This window comes from Tardiphaga sp. 866_E4_N1_4, from assembly GCF_052076075.1.
Lineage (GTDB): Bacteria > Pseudomonadota > Alphaproteobacteria > Rhizobiales > Xanthobacteraceae > Tardiphaga > Tardiphaga robiniae.
This window is the reverse complement of the sequence record NZ_CP197242.1, coordinates 5,962,988-5,979,182: the sequence shown is the minus strand read 5'-3', so window position 1 is coordinate 5,979,182 and position 16,195 is coordinate 5,962,988. Positions and strand designations below refer to the sequence as shown.

The following is a 16,195-nucleotide window of genomic DNA, read 5'->3' as shown; positions in this document are numbered from 1 at the left end:
CCGTCGAATTCAGAGGATAGGGTTATGGGACTGATCTATTCCAAGCAGATGCTCGGCGCCGCCGCAGCGCTGGCATTTTTCACCGCTGCCGTTCCTGCCAAGGCGCAGACCCGCGCCGAGACGCTGCGTTACGTGACCGGCGCCGCCGTCAACACGCTCGATCCCAATATTCCCGGCTCGACCCGCGAAGCCTTCGCTGTCAGCCTCTCGACCTATGATCGTCTGGTGTCGTTCGGCCGCAAGCAGCTGAATGGCAAATGGGTGTTTGATCTCGACACCATCCGCGGCGAACTCGCGGAGTCCTACACGGTCAGCCCGGATGGCCTGAAGATCACCTTCAAGCTACGCAGCGATGCGAAATTCCAGGACGGCTCGCCGGTCACGGCCGAGGACGTGAAGTGGTCGCTCGACCGCGCCGTCACCGCCAAGATCCTCGGCAAGGCGCAGCTACTGACCGGTTCGCTCACCGATGCCAGCCAGTTCAAGGTGATCGATCCCACGACATTCGAAGTAACACTGCCGAAGCCGGACAAACTGGCGCTGCCAAACCTCGCAACCGTCTATCCGATCATCATCAATTCGAAACTCGCCAAGGCCCACGCCACCGAGGAAGATCCGTGGGCACAGGCCTGGCTCAAGGAAAACACCGCCGGATCCGGCGCCTATATCGTCGAGACCTTCAAGCCCGGCGAGCAGGTCATCCTCAAGCGCAACGACGCCTGGAATCGTGCCGCCGGCGACAAGCAGGCCTTCTTCAAGCGCCTGATCATCCAGTCGGTGCCGGAACCGGCAACGCGCGCCAACCTGGTTGAAAAAGGTGACGCCGATATCGTCATCGATCTGCAGGCCAGCGACGCGCAGGCATTAGAGGCCAAGGGCAAGCTGCAGGTGATCTCGACGCCGCAGTATAACGCCATCACCTTCATCTCGATGAACAACCAGATGGCTCCCTTCGACAAGCCGGACGTGCGTCGCGCCGTGGCCTATGCGCTGCCTTATGACGACATGTTCAAGGCGGCACTCTTCAGCCGCGGGGATTTGCTGGCCGGCGCGACATGGGCCGATGGCAAGCCGCCGAGCGGTGCATTTCCGATCAAGCAACCGATCAAGCTCGACCTCGAAAAGGCCAAGGCCTATCTGAAGGCCGCAGGCTATCCGGACGGTTTCTCGACCACGTTCAGCTTCAATGTCGGCCAGTCGGCCACGGCTGAGCCGATGGCTGCACTGCTGAAGGAATCGCTCGCCAAGATCGGCATCAAGGTCGATATCCAGAAGCTGCCGGATGCGCAGATGTCGACTCAGATCACCGAGAAGAAGCTGCCCTTCTTCACCGAGGGCATCGTCGCCTGGCTGCCGTCGACCGACTACTTCTACCGCAACTTCTACACCGGCAATCAACGCTGGAACTACAGTTCTATCGACAATGCCGAGCTGACCGCGGTCGCGCAGAAGGCTCGTTTCGAGGCTGACAAGGCCAAGTACGAAGCCGACGGCAAGGTGCTGAACGCGATGAACTTCGACCTGATGCCCCAGATTCCGCTGTGGCAGCCGAGCCAGGACGCGGTGATGGCCTCGAACCTGACGGGCTACACCTATCAGTTCCATCGCCAGGTCGATTACCGCGACCTCAGCCGGAAGTGATTTTCCGAGCACCATGCGAGCGAATCCCGAAGCGCCCCTCAGCGGCGCTTTGGATCTACGCAGCTTGCGACCTTAACTGCAGCGAGCTGCCCTTGGCTTCGAGTAACCGATCATGACGACACTGGGCGCAACGGCTATCCGCGCAGCGCGACGCTTCGCATCCTCTTTGCCTGCGTTGTTCGGCGTGCTGATCTTCACCTTCCTGCTGATGCGCGTCTTGCCGGGCGATCCCGCCGTGTTCTTTGCCTCGGGACCCAACTCCGGCAAGGAAGAGATCGAGACCATCCGCAAACAGATGGGTCTCGACAAGCCCGTGCCACAGCAACTGTTCCTTTATCTGTATGATGTCGGCCGCGGCAATCTTGGCCGTTCGCTGATGACAGGCCAGAACGTCACAAAGGACTTGCGTGAGCGCCTGCCGGCCTCCCTCGAACTCACCTTCTCGGCACTTCTGATCGCACTTGTTCTTGCAATCCCGCTGGGTGTCCTTGCAGCGCTGAAACCAGGATCGCTGGTCGATCACGGCGTGAGGCTCTTCTGCGCGCTCGGGGTCTGTGTCCCGACCTTCGTGTCGGGCCTGCTGCTGATCTATATCTTCTATTATCTGTTCGGCGTGTCGCCCGATCCGACCGGGCGCGTCGATATCTTCACGACGCTGCCGCCAGCACATACCGGCTTCCTGTTGATCGACTTTGCGCTCGCCGGCGACTTCGATGGCTGGTGGGCCGCGTTCAAGCAATTGATCCTGCCGGCCTGCACCATGGCGCTGTTTGTGATCGCCCCGTTGGCGCGTATCACCCGCGCCTCGATGCTGGCCTCGCTCGGCAGCGACTTCGTTCGCACCGCGCGTTCTGTCGGCCTGTCATGGTGGCGCATCATCGTCACCTATGCGCTGCGTAATGCGATCCTGCCTGTCATCACCATTGCCGGCATCGTGTTCTCGACCATGCTCGGCGCCAATGTGCTGGTGGAGAAAGTGTTTTCCTGGCCCGGCGTCGCCTCCTACGCGCTCGATGCGCTGCTGTCGTCGGACTACGCACCGGTGCAGGGTTTCGTGCTGTTGATGGCCTCGGTCTTCGTTATCGTCAATCTCGTCGTCGATGTGCTCTATGGCATCGCCGATCCCAGGATTTCCATCGGATGAGCAGCGCAACACTTCAACACGCCGCGTTCATCCTCCGCGGCAACCCCATCACCGGCATCGCCGCCATAGGCGCATCGCTGCTAATCTTTGTCGGCATCTTCGGTCCGTGGATCGTGCCCTATGATCCCATCGCGTCAAACGTTCAGAACGCCCTGATGCCGCCGAGTGCTGCGCATTGGGCCGGCACCGATCAGCTTGGCCGCGATGTGTTCAGCCGCATCATCGTCGCCGCACAACTCGATCTAGCTATTGCAGTCTCCGCCGTTGGCATCTCCTTCGCGCTGGGCGCTGTCATCGGCGCCCTCTGCGGCTATTCAGGCGGCAAGCTCGATCGCGCCGTCGGCCGTTTCGTCGATGTGCTGATGGCGTTCCCGCTCTTCGTACTGGCCATGGCGATGGTCGCCGCACTCGGCAACCGCGTCGAGAACATTGTCATCGCCACCGCCATCATCAACCTGCCGTTCTACATTCGCTTTGCACGTGCCGAAGTGAACGTCCGCCGCAACCTGGGCTGGGTCGAGGCCGCTCGCGCTTGCGGCGACAGCCATGTCTCGGTGGTGCTGCGCTTTCTGTTGCCCAATGTGCTGCCTGCGATGGTAGTGCAGATGTCGCTCAATCTCGGCTGGGCCATCATCAATGCTGCCGGCCTCTCGTTCATCGGGCTCGGCGTCAAGCCGCCGACGCCTGAATGGGGCATTATGGTCGCTGAAGGCGCGCGTTTCATCTCCACCGGCAAATGGTGGCTGGTCGCGTTTCCCGGCCTGGCGCTGATGCTGGCTGTGCTGTGCTTCAATCTGCTCGGCGACGGGCTGCGTGATATTCTTGATCCGAGACAGCGAACGTGATGACGACACCAAAACCGCTGCTCGATATCGAGAATCTTCAGGTCACCTTTTCAACACGCCGCGGTCCGGTCGAGGCTGTGCGCGGAATCTCGCTCTCGCTTGCCGAGGGCGAGACACTGGGCATCGTCGGCGAGAGTGGCTCCGGTAAATCCGTGACAGGATTTGCGACAACGCGCCTGCTCGACGCCTCCGGCAAGATCACGGGCGGACGCATCACCTTCCGTGATCGCGAGATCACCAAGATGAGCAGTGCCGGCCTACGCGAGATGCACGGCGCCGCCATGGCGATGATCTTCCAGAATCCGCGCGGGGCGCTCAATCCGATCCGCGCGATCGGCCAGCAGATCGCCGATGCCATTCTGGCACATCGCAAGATCTCCGCATGGGAGGCCCGCGCAGAATCGCTCGAACTGCTGCGCGCCGTGAAAATCCGCGATCCCGAAAAGCGGATGAACGCCTATCCGCACGAACTCTCGGGCGGCATGTGCCAACGGGTCATGATCGCCATGGCGATATCCAGCAATCCGGCACTACTAATTGCCGACGAACCGACCACCGGCCTCGACGTCACCACGCAGAAGGTGGTGATGGATCTCCTCGCCAGCATCGCCGCCGAGCGGGGCATGGCGACGATCCTCATCACCCACGATCTCGGCCTCGCCGCCCGCTATTGCCGCCGCGTCGTGGTGATGGAACAGGGCAGACTGGTTGAGGAGGCCGACGCCTTGACGCTGTTCCGGTCGCCGCAGCATCCCTACACCAAGCGGCTCGTCGCAGCGTCGCCAACCGCGACCTCGCGGGTCGAGGATCTCGTGACCGACGACGAGAAGTTGCTGGTACCGGCCGTCCCCCTCGCTCCGCCGCCAAAGCCGGCGCATGGCGCGCCGCCGCTGCTGGAAGTTCTCGATCTCGTCAAACGTTTCGACGACGGCACTGTTGGTGTCGCAAATTTCTCGATGGCGATTGCGCCTGGCGAAAGCGTTGGACTTGTCGGCGAATCCGGCTCCGGCAAGAGCACGACCTCGCGCATGATCTGCCGTTTGCTCGATCAGACCGAAGGCATCATCAATTTCAATGGGCAGTCAATCAGCCATATTCCCGCGCGCGAATTCCACCGGGCGCCGCAGCGCCGCGAGATCCAGATCGTCTTCCAGGACCCGAACGACAGCCTTAATCCGCGTTTCAACGCCTTCGACTGTATCGCGCATCCGCTGATCCGCTTGCTCGGCATGCGCAATGGAGCGGCGTTGCGCCAGCGCGTCGGCGAATGCGCTCACCGCGTCGGCCTGCCTGCCAATCTGCTGGAACGGTTTCCGCACCAGCTGTCGGGCGGCCAGAAAGCCCGCATCGGCATCGCGCGCGCGATTGCCTGCCGGCCGAAGCTTCTGGTGCTGGACGAGCCGACGGCCGCGCTCGACGTCTCCGTTCAGGCCGTGGTGTTGCAGCTCCTTGACCGGTTGCGCCGCGAAGACAATCTCGCCTTCCTGTTCGTCAGCCACGATCTCAACGTCGTGCGCATGATGTGTCAGCGGACCATCGTGCTGCGCAACGGCGCCATCGTCGAAGAAGGCGAGAGTCATCAGCTGTTCGACAGCCCGAAAACCTCCTATACCCGCGAGCTCGTCGATGCAGTTCCGCATATCGAGATGATCGCCGCGGAAAAAATGGCCGCCGGCGCCTAGCCGCGGGTGGCCAGCGGCGAAAGGCCCCAACTGTCGGCCTTGTCCGGTTCCATTGGCGTAACCATACCGACTATAGTGTGAGTTGTACCGGCGCCGGATACCTTGCATCCGTGCCTTATCTCGCAGAACATAAGACCAAGCGTCCCCAATGACGCAATAAAATCGGGAGGATTCCGTGCGGATCAAAGCCGTTCACGTTGCCTTGCTTGCCGTCATGGCGAGCTGTTCTGCGATCACGACCGGCGCGCACGCCCAGTGGCCGCAGAAACAAGTCACCTTCATCGTTCCCTTCGCTGCCGGCGGCGGCACCGATGCCTTTGCGCGGCCGCTGGCGGCGCAGCTCGACACCCAGCTCGGCAAGCGCGTCATCATCGAAAACCGCGCCGGTGCCGGGGGCACGGTAGGCGCTTCGGCGGCTGCCAAGGCGGCGCCTGACGGCTACACCTTCTTCATGGGCGCCGCGCATCACGCGATCGCCCCGTCGCTCTATCCCACCCTCGATTATGACATCGAGAAAGACTTCATCCCGGTGGCGCTGATCGCACGACCACCGCAGGTTATCGTGGTCAATCCAGACAAGGTCGCCGCCAAGACACTGGGTGAATTCATCGCCTATGCGAAGGCCAACCCGGACAAGCTCTCTTATGGTTCGGCCGGCGCCGGCACGACGCATCACCTCGCCGGCGAGCTGTTCAAGATCCTGACCCAGACCAAGATCCAGCACGTGCCCTATCGCGGCGCCGGACCGGCCATGCAGGACCTCATCGCGGGTCACGTGCCGGTGGTGTTCGATGGTCTTGGCTCATCGGCTGCGCCAATCCGCGCCGGCCAACTGCGCGCGCTGGCGATCGCAGCTCCGAAGCGCGTGGCAGCCTTCCCCGATCTGCCGACCGCGGCGGAAGCCGGTTTGCCAAACTATGAAGTCGCCACCTGGTACGGGCTGTTCGCCCCCAAGGGCACGCCGCCCGACGTGGTCGAGCGCATGGCGAAGGAATTGAAAGCTGCATTGCAAGTGCCGGCGATCAAGGAAGCGTGGGAACGCAACGGCTCCGATGTGCCCGATGTGGCCGGTGCCGACTTCGGCAAGATGGTGTCGGCCGAGGTGGCGCGCTGGCGCAAGGTCGTGACCGAAGCCAATGTGAAGCTGGACTGATCTGAGCGGATTGACGAAAGCCCGCCAGACGCAGATGACCTGCGTCTGGCGGGCTCTTTTTATGCGGAAGCGACTTCCGCCTGCCTGGCGCCTGGACCGGCGAACATCGCTCGGCCGGGGATCGCATCCAGCAGCGCGCGCGTATAGGCGTCGCTCGGGTTCTGGAAAATCTTCTGCGTTTCGCCCTGTTCAACGATCTCGCCGCGGCGCATCACCACGATGCGGTCGGCGATTTCAGCGGCGACGCGCAAGTCATGGGTGATGAAGATCATGGCGAGGTTCATCTCCTCGCGCAGTTCGGCGAGAAGCTGCAGCACCTGCGCCTGCACCGACACGTCGAGCGCCGAGACGGCTTCATCCGCGACCAGAACCGAAGGCTTCAGGGCCAGCGCACGGGCGATACAGATGCGCTGGCGCTGACCGCCGGAGAATTCGTGCGGATAGCGATTGGCCGCGCTCTCCTGCAGGCCAACGCGAGCCAACAGACGCTTGGCATCGGCCATGGCTTCCTTCGAGGGCGTGCCATAGGCAATCGGGCCGCCGGCAATCGCGTCGCCGACCTTCTGCCGCGGATCGAGCGCAGCGAAGGGATCCTGGAACACAATCTGAATCTTGCGGCGCATCTGACGCAGCCGCTCGCCGCGCTGTGACAGCAGATCCTTGCCATCGAAATGAACCGAGCCCGTGTCAGGCTCGATCAGCCGCATGATCAGCCGACCCAGCGTTGACTTGCCCGAGCCGGACTCGCCGACGATGGCCACCGTCTCGCGCGCCTTCAGGCCGAGCGAGATATTCTGTACTGCATCGGTCCGGCGCGGCGGCAGGAACATGCCCTGCTTGGTGATGAAAGTCTTGTTCAGCCCGACCGCATCGAGCAACGGCTCACCGGTGATCTTGCGATCGGCTTTAGTCAGCGAGCGCGCGCCGGGGACGGCGGCGATCAGGCTCTTGGTGTAATCGTCCTTCGGATTACGCAGCACCTCGTCGACGGTGCCCTGCTCAACGACACGGCCGTTGCGCATGACCACGACGCGATCAGCGACATCGGCAACGACGCCAAAATCGTGGGTGATCAGCAGCACGCCCATGCCGCGCTCCGACTGCAGCTTCTTCACCAGCGCGAGAATCTGCTTCTGTGTGGTGACGTCGAGCGCCGTGGTCGGCTCGTCGGCCAGGAGCAACGCCGGATTGTTGGCCATCGCCATGGCGATCATGATGCGCTGGCGCTGGCCACCCGAGAGCTGGAACGGAAAGCTGCGCGCAAGCGCCACCGGATCCGGCAGGCCGACGTCGCGGATCAGTTCCTGCACGCGCGCATCCACCGCCTCCTTGGACGGCATCGGCTTGGTGTGTGTGATGATCGATTCCGCAATCTGCTGGCCGACACGGGCCAGCGGATTGAGCGCGCTGAGCGGCTCCTGGAAGATCATCGAAATGGCGCCGCCGCGTAGCTTGCGCATCGTGGGCTCATCGGCCTTGGCGATGTCATTGTCGTTGAAGCTGATGCTGCCCTGCGCAACCCCCGTCCGGTCCGGCAGCAGTCGCAGGATCGCATGTGCGGTCATCGACTTGCCGGAGCCGGACTCGCCGACGAGACAGACGATTTCGTTGCGGTTGACGGTGAGCGACACGTCTTCGATTGCGAAAGGACGATCAGCACCCGGCGGCAGGCTGATGGAGACGTTCTCAATGGCAAGCAGTGTTTTGTCGGTCATGAATACTATCGCTTGCGTGAGATGCGGGGGTTCAGCGTGTCGTTTAGGCCTTCACCCACGAGATTGATGGCGAGCACCGTGAGCAGGATGGCGAGACCGGGAAACACGCTCATCCACCACGCCTGCCGGATCACGGTGCGCGCGGCGCCGATCATGAAGCCCCACGACATCAGATTGGGATCGCCGAGACCCATGAAGCTCAAGGCGCTCTCGATCAGGATGGCGCTAGCGACCGCAAGCGATCCGGTGACGATAATCGGCGAGATCGCGTTCGGCAGGATGCGGCGCAGCACCACGGTCAGCGGACGCTGGCCCTGGCAGACCGCAGCCTGAACGAACTCACGCCCGCGCAGCCGCATGAACTCGGCGCGCGTCAGGCGTGCCAGCGGCGGCCAGCTGACAATGCCGATGGCAAAGATGATATTAGAGATCCTCGGCCCGATGGTCGCGACCAGCAAGATGGCGAGAATGAAGCCCGGGATGGTCTGGAACAGCTCGGTGATACGCATCATCACCTCATCGACCTTGCCGCCGAAATAGCCGGCGGTTGCGCCGATGGTGACGCCGATGACCAGCGAGGTCAGTGTCGAGATGACGCCGATGATCAACGAGATGCGCGCACCATACGCGATGCCGGCAGCGACGTCACGGCCGAGCATATCGGAGCCGAGCCAGAGCCCTTCGCTGAACGGCGGCTGGAACGGCGCGCCGACCATGTCCCAGGGATCGTCAGGAAACAGCCACGGAGCCGTCACCGCGAGGAGGACCACCGCGAGGAGGACGATCAGACCAATCATCCCGGTGGGATGACGGAGAAACGATTTGAGCGTAGACATCATATAATCCCGTTCACGATGCCGCACGCACGGAGACGCGTGGATCGATCACCCGGTAGATCGCATCGGTGAGAAGATTGAGCGCAATCACGATCACCGACATCACCAGGAACACGCCCAGCAACACCGGATAGTCGCGCTGCAACAGCGCGTCATAGATGAGACGGCCGAGACCCGGCCAGGCGAACACGGTCTCGATCACCACCGCACCGCCAACCAGCGCACCGGCCTGCATGCCAGCGACGGTGACAATCGGCAGCATCGCATTGCGCAGGATGTGGCGAATGATGATACGGCCCTGCTTCAGGCCTTTGGCCTTGGCGGTCTTGATAAAGTCCTGATGGGTTACGTCCAGCACCGACGAGCGCATCAGGCGGGTGTAGATCGCGAGATAGACGGCCGCGAGTGACACCGCCGGCAGGATCAAATGCCAACCGATGTCGACCATGCGCTGCAGGGCGGTCATCGGCACACCGATGGTCACGTAACCAAACGCCGGCAACCAGTCAAGCTGCACCGAAAACAGCAAAACCAGCATCAGGCCAAGCCAGAACACCGGCGTTGCATAAAGCAGCAACGACACGACGGTCAGCACCGTGTCAGACCACTTGCCGGCGCGGACACCGGCCAGCGTGCCGAGAATGATGCCTGACAGAAGCGCGAGGCTGAAAGCCGTCGCCGTCAGCAGCAGTGTTGCCGGCAGACGCTCGAGAATGAGCGATGCGACGGTCCGCTGCTGCCGATAGGAATAACCAAGGTCGAGCGTCACGACGCGCTTCAGATAGGTGGCGAGCTGAATCGGATAGGGCTTGTCGAGCCCATATTCAGCGCGCAGCTGCTCCAGAAGCTTTTCATCCGATGCGCCGCTCTGGCCGGCGATGACCTGCGCGGGATCGCCAGGTGCGGCATGAACGAGAATGAAGTTGAAGGTCGCAATGACCAGAACGACCGCGACGAATTTGACAATCCATCCCGCGAGCGCGAGGGCGACCGCGAAAACGCGACCGCCTTTTGCATCGACCGACACCGCCGTCATCCGAAGCTCACGTCGCTGAACGATTCATGCACGCCGATCGCTGTTGTAGTCACGTTCTTGAGGCGCTTGTCGATGAAGGTGGGATAAGCCTGCTCGAACATCCAGACCACCGGGACGTCCTCGACCAGGATCTTCTGCACCTGGCTGTAGAGCTCCTGACGCTTGGCCTCGGAGGTCGAGGTTGCAGCCTCTTCGAACAGACGGTCGACTTCCGGATTGGAATAGCCTGCCGTATTCGAGAACAGGATGCCCTTCTTGATGTTCGACGAGATGTAGGTGCGCGACACGCCGAGCGCGGGATCGCCGAACTGATAGACCAGATTGCCGGTCATCTCGTAGTCCCAGTTGCTGAACTTCTCCGCCCAGCCACCGACGTCGGTGTTCTCGATCTGCACATCGATGCCGACGCGGCCGAGCGACTGACGAATGAACTCGGCCGCGCGCTGATAGATTTCACCATAGGGTGGGGTGAGATACTTGATGGTGACGCGTTTGCCGCCGGCACCCGGCTTGAGCCCCATCTCGTCGAGCAGCGTCTTCGCCTTGTCCAGCGAGTAATCGTAACGCTTGACGTCCTTCTCGTAGAACCTGGTCGCCGACGACACCGGACCGGTCGCAACCTTGGGCAGACCGAAGTAAACGCGCTGTGCCATCGATTTCAGATCGAGCGCATAGGCAATGGCCTGACGGAAACGCTTGTCGTCCATTGGCTTAATGCGGTTGTTGAGCTCGAGCCACTGATGCGGTGCGAAATATTCGTAGCCCTTGGTGGTCATCTCAAAATTCGGCAGCTTCGACAGCCGCGCCACATCGAACATTTCGATGTCGTTCCACTGCGTCAGCTGAATCTTGCCCTGCTCCAGCGCAACGGCGCGTGACGCCGAGTCGGGAATGATGCGGTAGATGATTTCGTCGAGATACGGCTGATCCTTGCGGTAGTAGCCTTCGTGTTTGACGAGATGAACGTGCGAGCCCTTCACCCATTCCTTGAGCTTGAACGGGCCTGAGCCGATCGCCTGTGCATTGGCCGGGTTCTTGCGATATTCCGTGCCGTCATAGATATGCTTCGGCACGATCGGACCCGTCGTGCAGTCGAGCGCGGTCAGGAACGGGGCAAAGGTCGACTTCAGCTTGAACACCACGGTGAGCGGATCCGGCGCATCGGCCTTTTCGATGCGCGAGTAAATGCCGCGCGCCCGTGCATGAGTCTCCGGCAGCAGCTTGGTCATCGAGAAGATGACGTCGTCAGCCGTCAGCGGCTTGCCGTCATGAAAGGTAATGCCGGGGAACAGTTTGAATGTATAAGTCAGGCCGTCCGGCGACACTTCCCACGACTGTGCGAGACCCGGCATCGGCTTGAGGTCAGGGCTGTAGCGCAGCAGGCTCTCATAAATCTTGCCGCCCAGTGTCAGCGTCGGCTGCTGCTGGTTCAGTGCCGTGACGAGGATCGGAGGCTCTGGCTGAATGATCGTGTTCAGCGTGCCGCCCTTGGTCTGGCCAGCGGCACGGGTGATGCCGAGGGGGATACCCGAGAGCGCAACCGCGCTCACGCCCATCAGCTTCGCGAATTCACGTCTATTCATAGCCTCTTCCTTTAAACATTGACGCCTGACAGTGGCTGTAGCCGGACGCTTGCACGTCCGGCTACAGCCAAGCCATCAAGTGACTATCAGTAACTTCGGCTTCAACCGAGCGTCACGGCTCCAAAAGTCTCGTGCACACCGATGCCGGTGGTGATGACGTTCTTCAACCGCTTGTCGATGAAGTTGGGGAAGTCTTGCTCGACCATCCATGCGATCGGGACTTCTTCTACGACAATTTTCTGCACGGCCGTGTAGAGTTCCTGACGTTTTGCGTCAGAGGTCGCCACGGCGGCTTCCTCGAATAGCCGGTCTACTTCCGGATTGGAATAGCCCGCGATATTTGAGAACAGAATACCCTTGCGGATATTCGCCGTGATGTAACTGCGCGACACGCCCAGTGCCGGATCGCCGAACTGGTAAAGCAGATTACAGGTCATCTCGTAATTCCAGTTGCTGGTGCGCTCGGCCCAGCCGGCGAGATCGAGATTTTCCAGTTGCAGATCGATGCCGACACGACCGAGCGATTGCTTGAAGAATTCGGCCGAGCGCTGCCAGATTTCGCCATAGGGCGGAACCAGGAATTTGATGCTGACGCGCTTGCCGTCGGCTCCGGGCTTCAGGCCCATCTCGTCGAGCAGGGCTTTCGCCTTGTCCAGCGAGTAGTCGTACTGCTTAACATCTTTTTCGTAGAACCGGGTCTTCGACGAAACGGGTCCGGTCGCCACCTTCCCGAGATTGAAGAACACGCGTTGCAGCAGCGCCTTGCGATCGACCGCGAACATGACCGCCTGACGAAAACGCTTGTCGTCCATCGGCTTGACGCGAAGATTGAACTCCAGCCAGAAATGCGGCGCGAAGAACTCGTAGCCCTTGGTGGTCATTTCGACATTGGGCAGCTTCGATAGACGCGCGACGTCGAACAGTTCGACGTCAGTCCACTGCGTCAACTGGACCTTGCCCTGTTCGAGCGCGACGGCGCGCGATGCGCCGTCCGGAATCACGCGATAGATGATCTCGTCGAGATGCGGCTCGCCCTTGCGGTAATAGCCCTCGTGTTTGACGAGATGGACATGCGAGCCCTTGACCCATTCCTTGAGCTTGAACGGGCCCGAGCCGATCGCCTGCGCATTGGCAGGGTTCTTACGGAAATCGGTGCCGTCATAGATGTGTTTCGGCACGATCGGCGCGGTGGTGCAATCGAACGAATTGAGGAACGGCGCGAACGGCGCCTTCAGCGTGAACACCACTGTGAGTGGATCGGGCGCTTCGGCCTTGTCGATGCGCAGGAAGGTGCCGCGCGCACGCGCATGCGTTTCGACGAGGACCTTGGTCACCGAGAACACCACGTCTTCCGAGGTCAGCGGCTTGCCGTCATGGAAGGTGATGCCTGGAAACAGCTTGAACGTATAGACGAGGCCATCGGGTGAAACGGTCCAGGACTCAGCGAGACCAGGCAGCGGCTTGAGATCGGAGCCATAGCGGAGCAGGCTCTCATAGATCTTGCCGCCCAGCGTCAGTGTCGGCTGCTGCTGGTTAAGCGCCGTCACCAGGATCGGCGGCTCGGGCTGGATGATCGTATTGAGCGTGCCGCCCTTGGTCTGACCGACGGCGCGGGTGACGCCGAGAGGAATTCCCGAAAGCGCAGTCGCACTCAAACCCAATAGCTTCGCGAATTCACGTCTGTTCATCTTAATTCCTTTGTAGCAAAGATATTTAAAGCGTTCAACGTCATCCGAAGCTCACCGCCCCGAACGTCTCGTGCACCCCGATCGCCGTCGACAACACGTTCTTCAGCCGCTTGTCGATGAAGTTCGGATAGTCCTGCTCGAACGTCCAGACCACTGGAACGTCCTCAACGAGAATTCTCTGGACCTGGCTATAGAGCTCCTGCCGCTTGTCATCGGATGTCGCCACAGCTGCTTCTTCGAACAGGCGATCAACTTCCGGATTGGAATAGCCGGCGGTGTTCGAGAACAGGATGCCCTTCTTGATGTTCGACGAGATGTAGGTGCGCGCCACACCGAGCGCGGGATCGCCGAACTGGTAAACCAGGTTGGCGGTCATATCGTAATCCCAATCGGCGAACTTTTGTGCCCAGCCGGCGATATCGGTGGTCTGCAGCTGCAGATCGATGCCGACGCGCCCGAGCGACTGGCGCAGGAATTCGGCGGCCCGCGTATTGGCCTCGCTGACCGGCGAAATCAGAAAGCGCAGCGTGACGCGCTTGCCATCCGGACCCGGCTTCAGCCCCATCTCGTCGAGCAGCGCCTTCGCCTTATCGACAGAGTAGTCATAGGTCTTGACGTTCTTGTCGTAGAACCGTGTCTTCGACGAGATCGGGCCGGTCGCCAGCTTGCCAAGCCCGAAATAGATTCGCTGCAGCATCGCCTTGCGGTCGATCGCATGCATCACGGCCTGACGAAAACGCTTGTCGTCCATCGGCTTGATGCGATTATTGAGTTCGATCCATTGATGCGGCGCAAAGAACTCGTAGCCCTTGGTGGACACCTCGTAATTCGGCAATTTCGACAGCCGCGGCACCTCGAAGAATTCGATATCGCCCCACTGCGTCAGCTGCACCTTGCCCTGCTCGACCGCCACGGTACGCGACGCACCATCGGGGATCGCGCGGTAGATGATTTCGTCGAGATAGGGCTCGCCCGGCCGATGATAACCTTCGTGCCGGACAAAATGAATGTGCGATCCCTTGACCCATTCCTTGAGCTTGAACGGACCGCAGCCGATCGCCTGCGCATTGGCCGGGTTCTTGCGATAGTCGGTACCTTCATAGATGTGCTTCGGCAGGATCGGCGCCGTGGTGCAATCCAGCGACGTCAGGAACGGCGCGAAGGGCGACTTCAGCGTGAAGATCACCGTCAGTGGATCCGGCGCTTCCGCTTTTGCGATGCGCGCAAATGTCACGCGACCGCGCGCATGGGTTTCCATCAGCACCTTGGTCATGGTGAAGATCACGTCTTCCGACGTGAGCGGCTTGCCGTCGTGAAACGTGATGTTCGGGAACAGCTTGAACGTGTAGGTCAGCCCGTCCGGCGAAACCTCCCATGATTTGGCGAGGCCGGGAATCGGCTTGAGATCAAAATCGTAACGCAGCAGGCTCTCGTAGAGTTTGCCGCCGACGGTGAGGGTCGGCTGTTGCTGATTGATCGCCGTGACCAGGATCGGCGGTTCGGGCTGAATGATCGTATTGAGCGTACCGCCTCTGGTCTGCCCCGTGGCGCGGGTAATGCCGAGCGGGATGCCTGACAGCGCTGTAGCGCTCAGACCCAGCAATTTCGCAAACTCACGTCGATTCATTCAGCTCTCCCGATGGACACAGAGGGTTGAACGTCAGGGTTGCACTGACGCGCAAGGATGAGCTTGCAAAATTCAAGCCGCCGCCGTCGCCGGGCCGATCATCATCGCGATCGGGCCGGCGTTGTCCGAGAACCGAGCATGTTCCGTGAATGAGCAGGCATTCAGTATCCCAGTGCCGGATCGACGCGGTTGAGTAGAATCTCTCCAGTCTTGAGACGGCGGATATTCTCGGCAATCTGGTCGGCAATGACGCGCGGTTTGGCCAATCCGGCCATGTGCGGCGTCACCAGAATACCCGGCTCCGTCCAGAGCGGATTGTCAGGCTGCAGCGGCTCTTTGTCGAACACATCAAGAATTGCGCCGCGCAGATGGCCCGATCGCAATGCGGCGACGAGGTCTGGAACGTTCAGATGCTCGCCACGGCTGCAGAGAATAAGCGCCGCCCCTTTCGGCAGGCGGGCGAAGCGGTCAGCATTCAGAATTCCCACCGTGCTCTGCGTTAGCGGCAGCAGACAGACCAGGATGTCGGTCTGCGCCAGGAAATCGTCGAGCGCGGCGTCGCCGGCGAAGACGTCCACACCCTCGACCTGTTTTGCGGAGCGCGACCAGCCGGAGACCTTGTAGCCGACCGATTTCAGCAGCGTGGCAGCCAGGATTCCGAGGGTGCCGAGACCGAGGATACCGACGCGCTTGTCGGCGGCAGCGACCTGATCGTAGCGATGCCAGTGGCCGTTGCGGGCATTGGCGGAGACACGATCAAACTCGCGGTGAAAATACAGCGTGCCCCAGAGCACATATTCAGCCATCGCCTTGCCCAGCAACGGATCCACGATCCGGCACAGCGGCAGGTCCGGCAGTGCCGTGTCGGACAACACATTGTCCACACCAGCCGCAATCGAATGGATCAGCCGCAAGTTCGGCATGGCCGCCATCACGCCCGCGGGTGGTTTCCAGCAGACCACAACCTCCCCGTCCAGCGCGCCCTGCTCCGGCCAAGTGGTCACGACCGCGCCGGGAACCACCCGCTTCAGGTGGTCCTCCAGAAAGCCCATGGTGTTGGACAGGGTCGTCATGAGAGTAATGCGGGTCATCGAATTCCTGCGTTTGTTTCTGCCCGAGCCTTTTCCGTTCCAATTGAATCGGAACGGGGCTCAGGATTGTTGTTTTACGTGTTTTCTTAACGCGAACCGGTACCCACTTCGCTGGAAAACGCGCTAGTGGCATGAAGCCTGCTTTGAGAATGGC

At 61.1% G+C, this 16,195-nt stretch carries 12 protein-coding genes; 5 read left to right on the top strand and 7 right to left on the bottom strand.

What is annotated here, in order from left to right; translation table 11 throughout:
- Nucleotides 1-24 precede the first annotated feature (24 nt).
- The 5 genes from AB8B20_RS28775 (at nt 25) to AB8B20_RS28755 (ending at nt 6,465) form a co-directional block, all read left to right on the top strand.
- Nucleotides 25-1,641, top strand: coding sequence for an ABC transporter substrate-binding protein (locus tag AB8B20_RS28775; protein ID WP_439070590.1), 1,617 nt, complete (start codon nt 25-27; stop codon nt 1,639-1,641).
- A 112-nt stretch (nt 1,642-1,753) separates the two neighbouring features.
- Nucleotides 1,754-2,785, top strand: a complete 1,032-nt coding sequence (locus tag AB8B20_RS28770; protein ID WP_170849808.1) for an ABC transporter permease — start codon at nt 1,754-1,756, stop codon at nt 2,783-2,785.
- Nucleotides 2,782-3,630: an ABC transporter permease gene (locus AB8B20_RS28765; protein WP_089268018.1), complete on the top strand. Its 849-nt coding sequence runs from the start codon at nt 2,782-2,784 to the stop codon at nt 3,628-3,630. Before AB8B20_RS28770 ends, AB8B20_RS28765 begins: the two co-directional genes overlap by 4 nt.
- On the top strand, nt 3,630-5,312 hold the full coding sequence (gene nikE / locus AB8B20_RS28760) for a nickel ABC transporter ATP-binding protein NikE (RefSeq protein ID WP_439070589.1): 1,683 nt from the start codon (nt 3,630-3,632) through the stop codon (nt 5,310-5,312). The genes AB8B20_RS28765 and nikE overlap by 1 nt, the downstream gene beginning before the upstream one ends.
- Nucleotides 5,313-5,487: 175 nt before the next feature.
- Nucleotides 5,488-6,465 (top strand): Bug family tripartite tricarboxylate transporter substrate binding protein, encoded by a 978-nt coding sequence (locus AB8B20_RS28755; RefSeq protein ID WP_231077759.1) that lies wholly within the window; start codon nt 5,488-5,490, stop codon nt 6,463-6,465.
- Between the two features lie 59 nt (nt 6,466-6,524).
- Here AB8B20_RS28755 and AB8B20_RS28750 read toward each other — a convergent pair whose 3' ends face one another.
- The 7 genes from AB8B20_RS28750 to AB8B20_RS28720 all read right to left on the bottom strand — a co-directional run bounded on the left by AB8B20_RS28750 (nt 6,525) and on the right by AB8B20_RS28720 (nt 16,041).
- On the bottom strand, nt 6,525-8,180 hold the full coding sequence (locus tag AB8B20_RS28750) for a dipeptide ABC transporter ATP-binding protein (protein WP_439070588.1): 1,656 nt from the start codon (nt 8,178-8,180) through the stop codon (nt 6,525-6,527).
- Nucleotides 8,181-8,185: 5 nt separating this feature from the next.
- Entirely contained in the window at nt 8,186-9,016 is an 831-nt protein-coding gene (locus tag AB8B20_RS28745) for an ABC transporter permease (protein WP_439070587.1), read from the bottom strand.
- Nucleotides 9,017-9,029: 13 nt separating this feature from the next.
- Nucleotides 9,030-10,052: an ABC transporter permease gene (locus AB8B20_RS28740; protein WP_439070586.1), complete on the bottom strand. Its 1,023-nt coding sequence runs from the start codon at nt 10,050-10,052 to the stop codon at nt 9,030-9,032.
- Nucleotides 10,049-11,635: an ABC transporter substrate-binding protein gene (locus AB8B20_RS28735; protein WP_439070585.1), complete on the bottom strand. Its 1,587-nt coding sequence runs from the start codon at nt 11,633-11,635 to the stop codon at nt 10,049-10,051. Before AB8B20_RS28735 ends, AB8B20_RS28740 begins: the two co-directional genes overlap by 4 nt.
- Before the next feature lie 101 nt (nt 11,636-11,736).
- Nucleotides 11,737-13,323 (bottom strand): ABC transporter substrate-binding protein, encoded by a 1,587-nt coding sequence (locus AB8B20_RS28730; protein WP_439070584.1) that lies wholly within the window; start codon nt 13,321-13,323, stop codon nt 11,737-11,739.
- Between the two features lie 40 nt (nt 13,324-13,363).
- Nucleotides 13,364-14,950 (bottom strand): ABC transporter substrate-binding protein, encoded by a 1,587-nt coding sequence (locus tag AB8B20_RS28725; RefSeq protein ID WP_439070583.1) that lies wholly within the window; start codon nt 14,948-14,950, stop codon nt 13,364-13,366.
- A 161-nt stretch (nt 14,951-15,111) separates the two neighbouring features.
- Nucleotides 15,112-16,041 carry a 2-hydroxyacid dehydrogenase gene (locus AB8B20_RS28720; RefSeq protein ID WP_439070582.1) on the bottom strand — a complete coding sequence of 310 codons (930 nt, stop codon included), beginning with the start codon at nt 16,039-16,041 and terminating at the stop codon, nt 15,112-15,114.
- Nucleotides 16,042-16,195 lie beyond the last annotated feature (154 nt).

Coding starts and splice junctions, on each gene's coding strand:
- AB8B20_RS28745 (WP_439070587.1), bottom strand. CDS start 9,016: ATGTCTACGCTCAAATCGTTTCTCCGTCATCCCACCGGGATGATTGGT.
- AB8B20_RS28770 (WP_170849808.1), top strand. CDS start 1,754: ATGACGACACTGGGCGCAACGGCTATCCGCGCAGCGCGACGCTTCGCA.
- AB8B20_RS28735 (WP_439070585.1), bottom strand. CDS start 11,635: ATGAATAGACGTGAATTCGCGAAGCTGATGGGCGTGAGCGCGGTTGCG.
- AB8B20_RS28720 (WP_439070582.1), bottom strand. CDS start 16,041: ATGACCCGCATTACTCTCATGACGACCCTGTCCAACACCATGGGCTTT.
- AB8B20_RS28740 (WP_439070586.1), bottom strand. CDS start 10,052: ATGACGGCGGTGTCGGTCGATGCAAAAGGCGGTCGCGTTTTCGCGGTC.
- AB8B20_RS28725 (WP_439070583.1), bottom strand. CDS start 14,950: ATGAATCGACGTGAGTTTGCGAAATTGCTGGGTCTGAGCGCTACAGCG.
- AB8B20_RS28775 (WP_439070590.1), top strand. CDS start 25: ATGGGACTGATCTATTCCAAGCAGATGCTCGGCGCCGCCGCAGCGCTG.
- nikE (WP_439070589.1), top strand. CDS start 3,630: ATGACGACACCAAAACCGCTGCTCGATATCGAGAATCTTCAGGTCACC.
- AB8B20_RS28750 (WP_439070588.1), bottom strand. CDS start 8,180: ATGACCGACAAAACACTGCTTGCCATTGAGAACGTCTCCATCAGCCTG.
- AB8B20_RS28765 (WP_089268018.1), top strand. CDS start 2,782: ATGAGCAGCGCAACACTTCAACACGCCGCGTTCATCCTCCGCGGCAAC.
- AB8B20_RS28730 (WP_439070584.1), bottom strand. CDS start 13,323: ATGAACAGACGTGAATTCGCGAAGCTATTGGGTTTGAGTGCGACTGCG.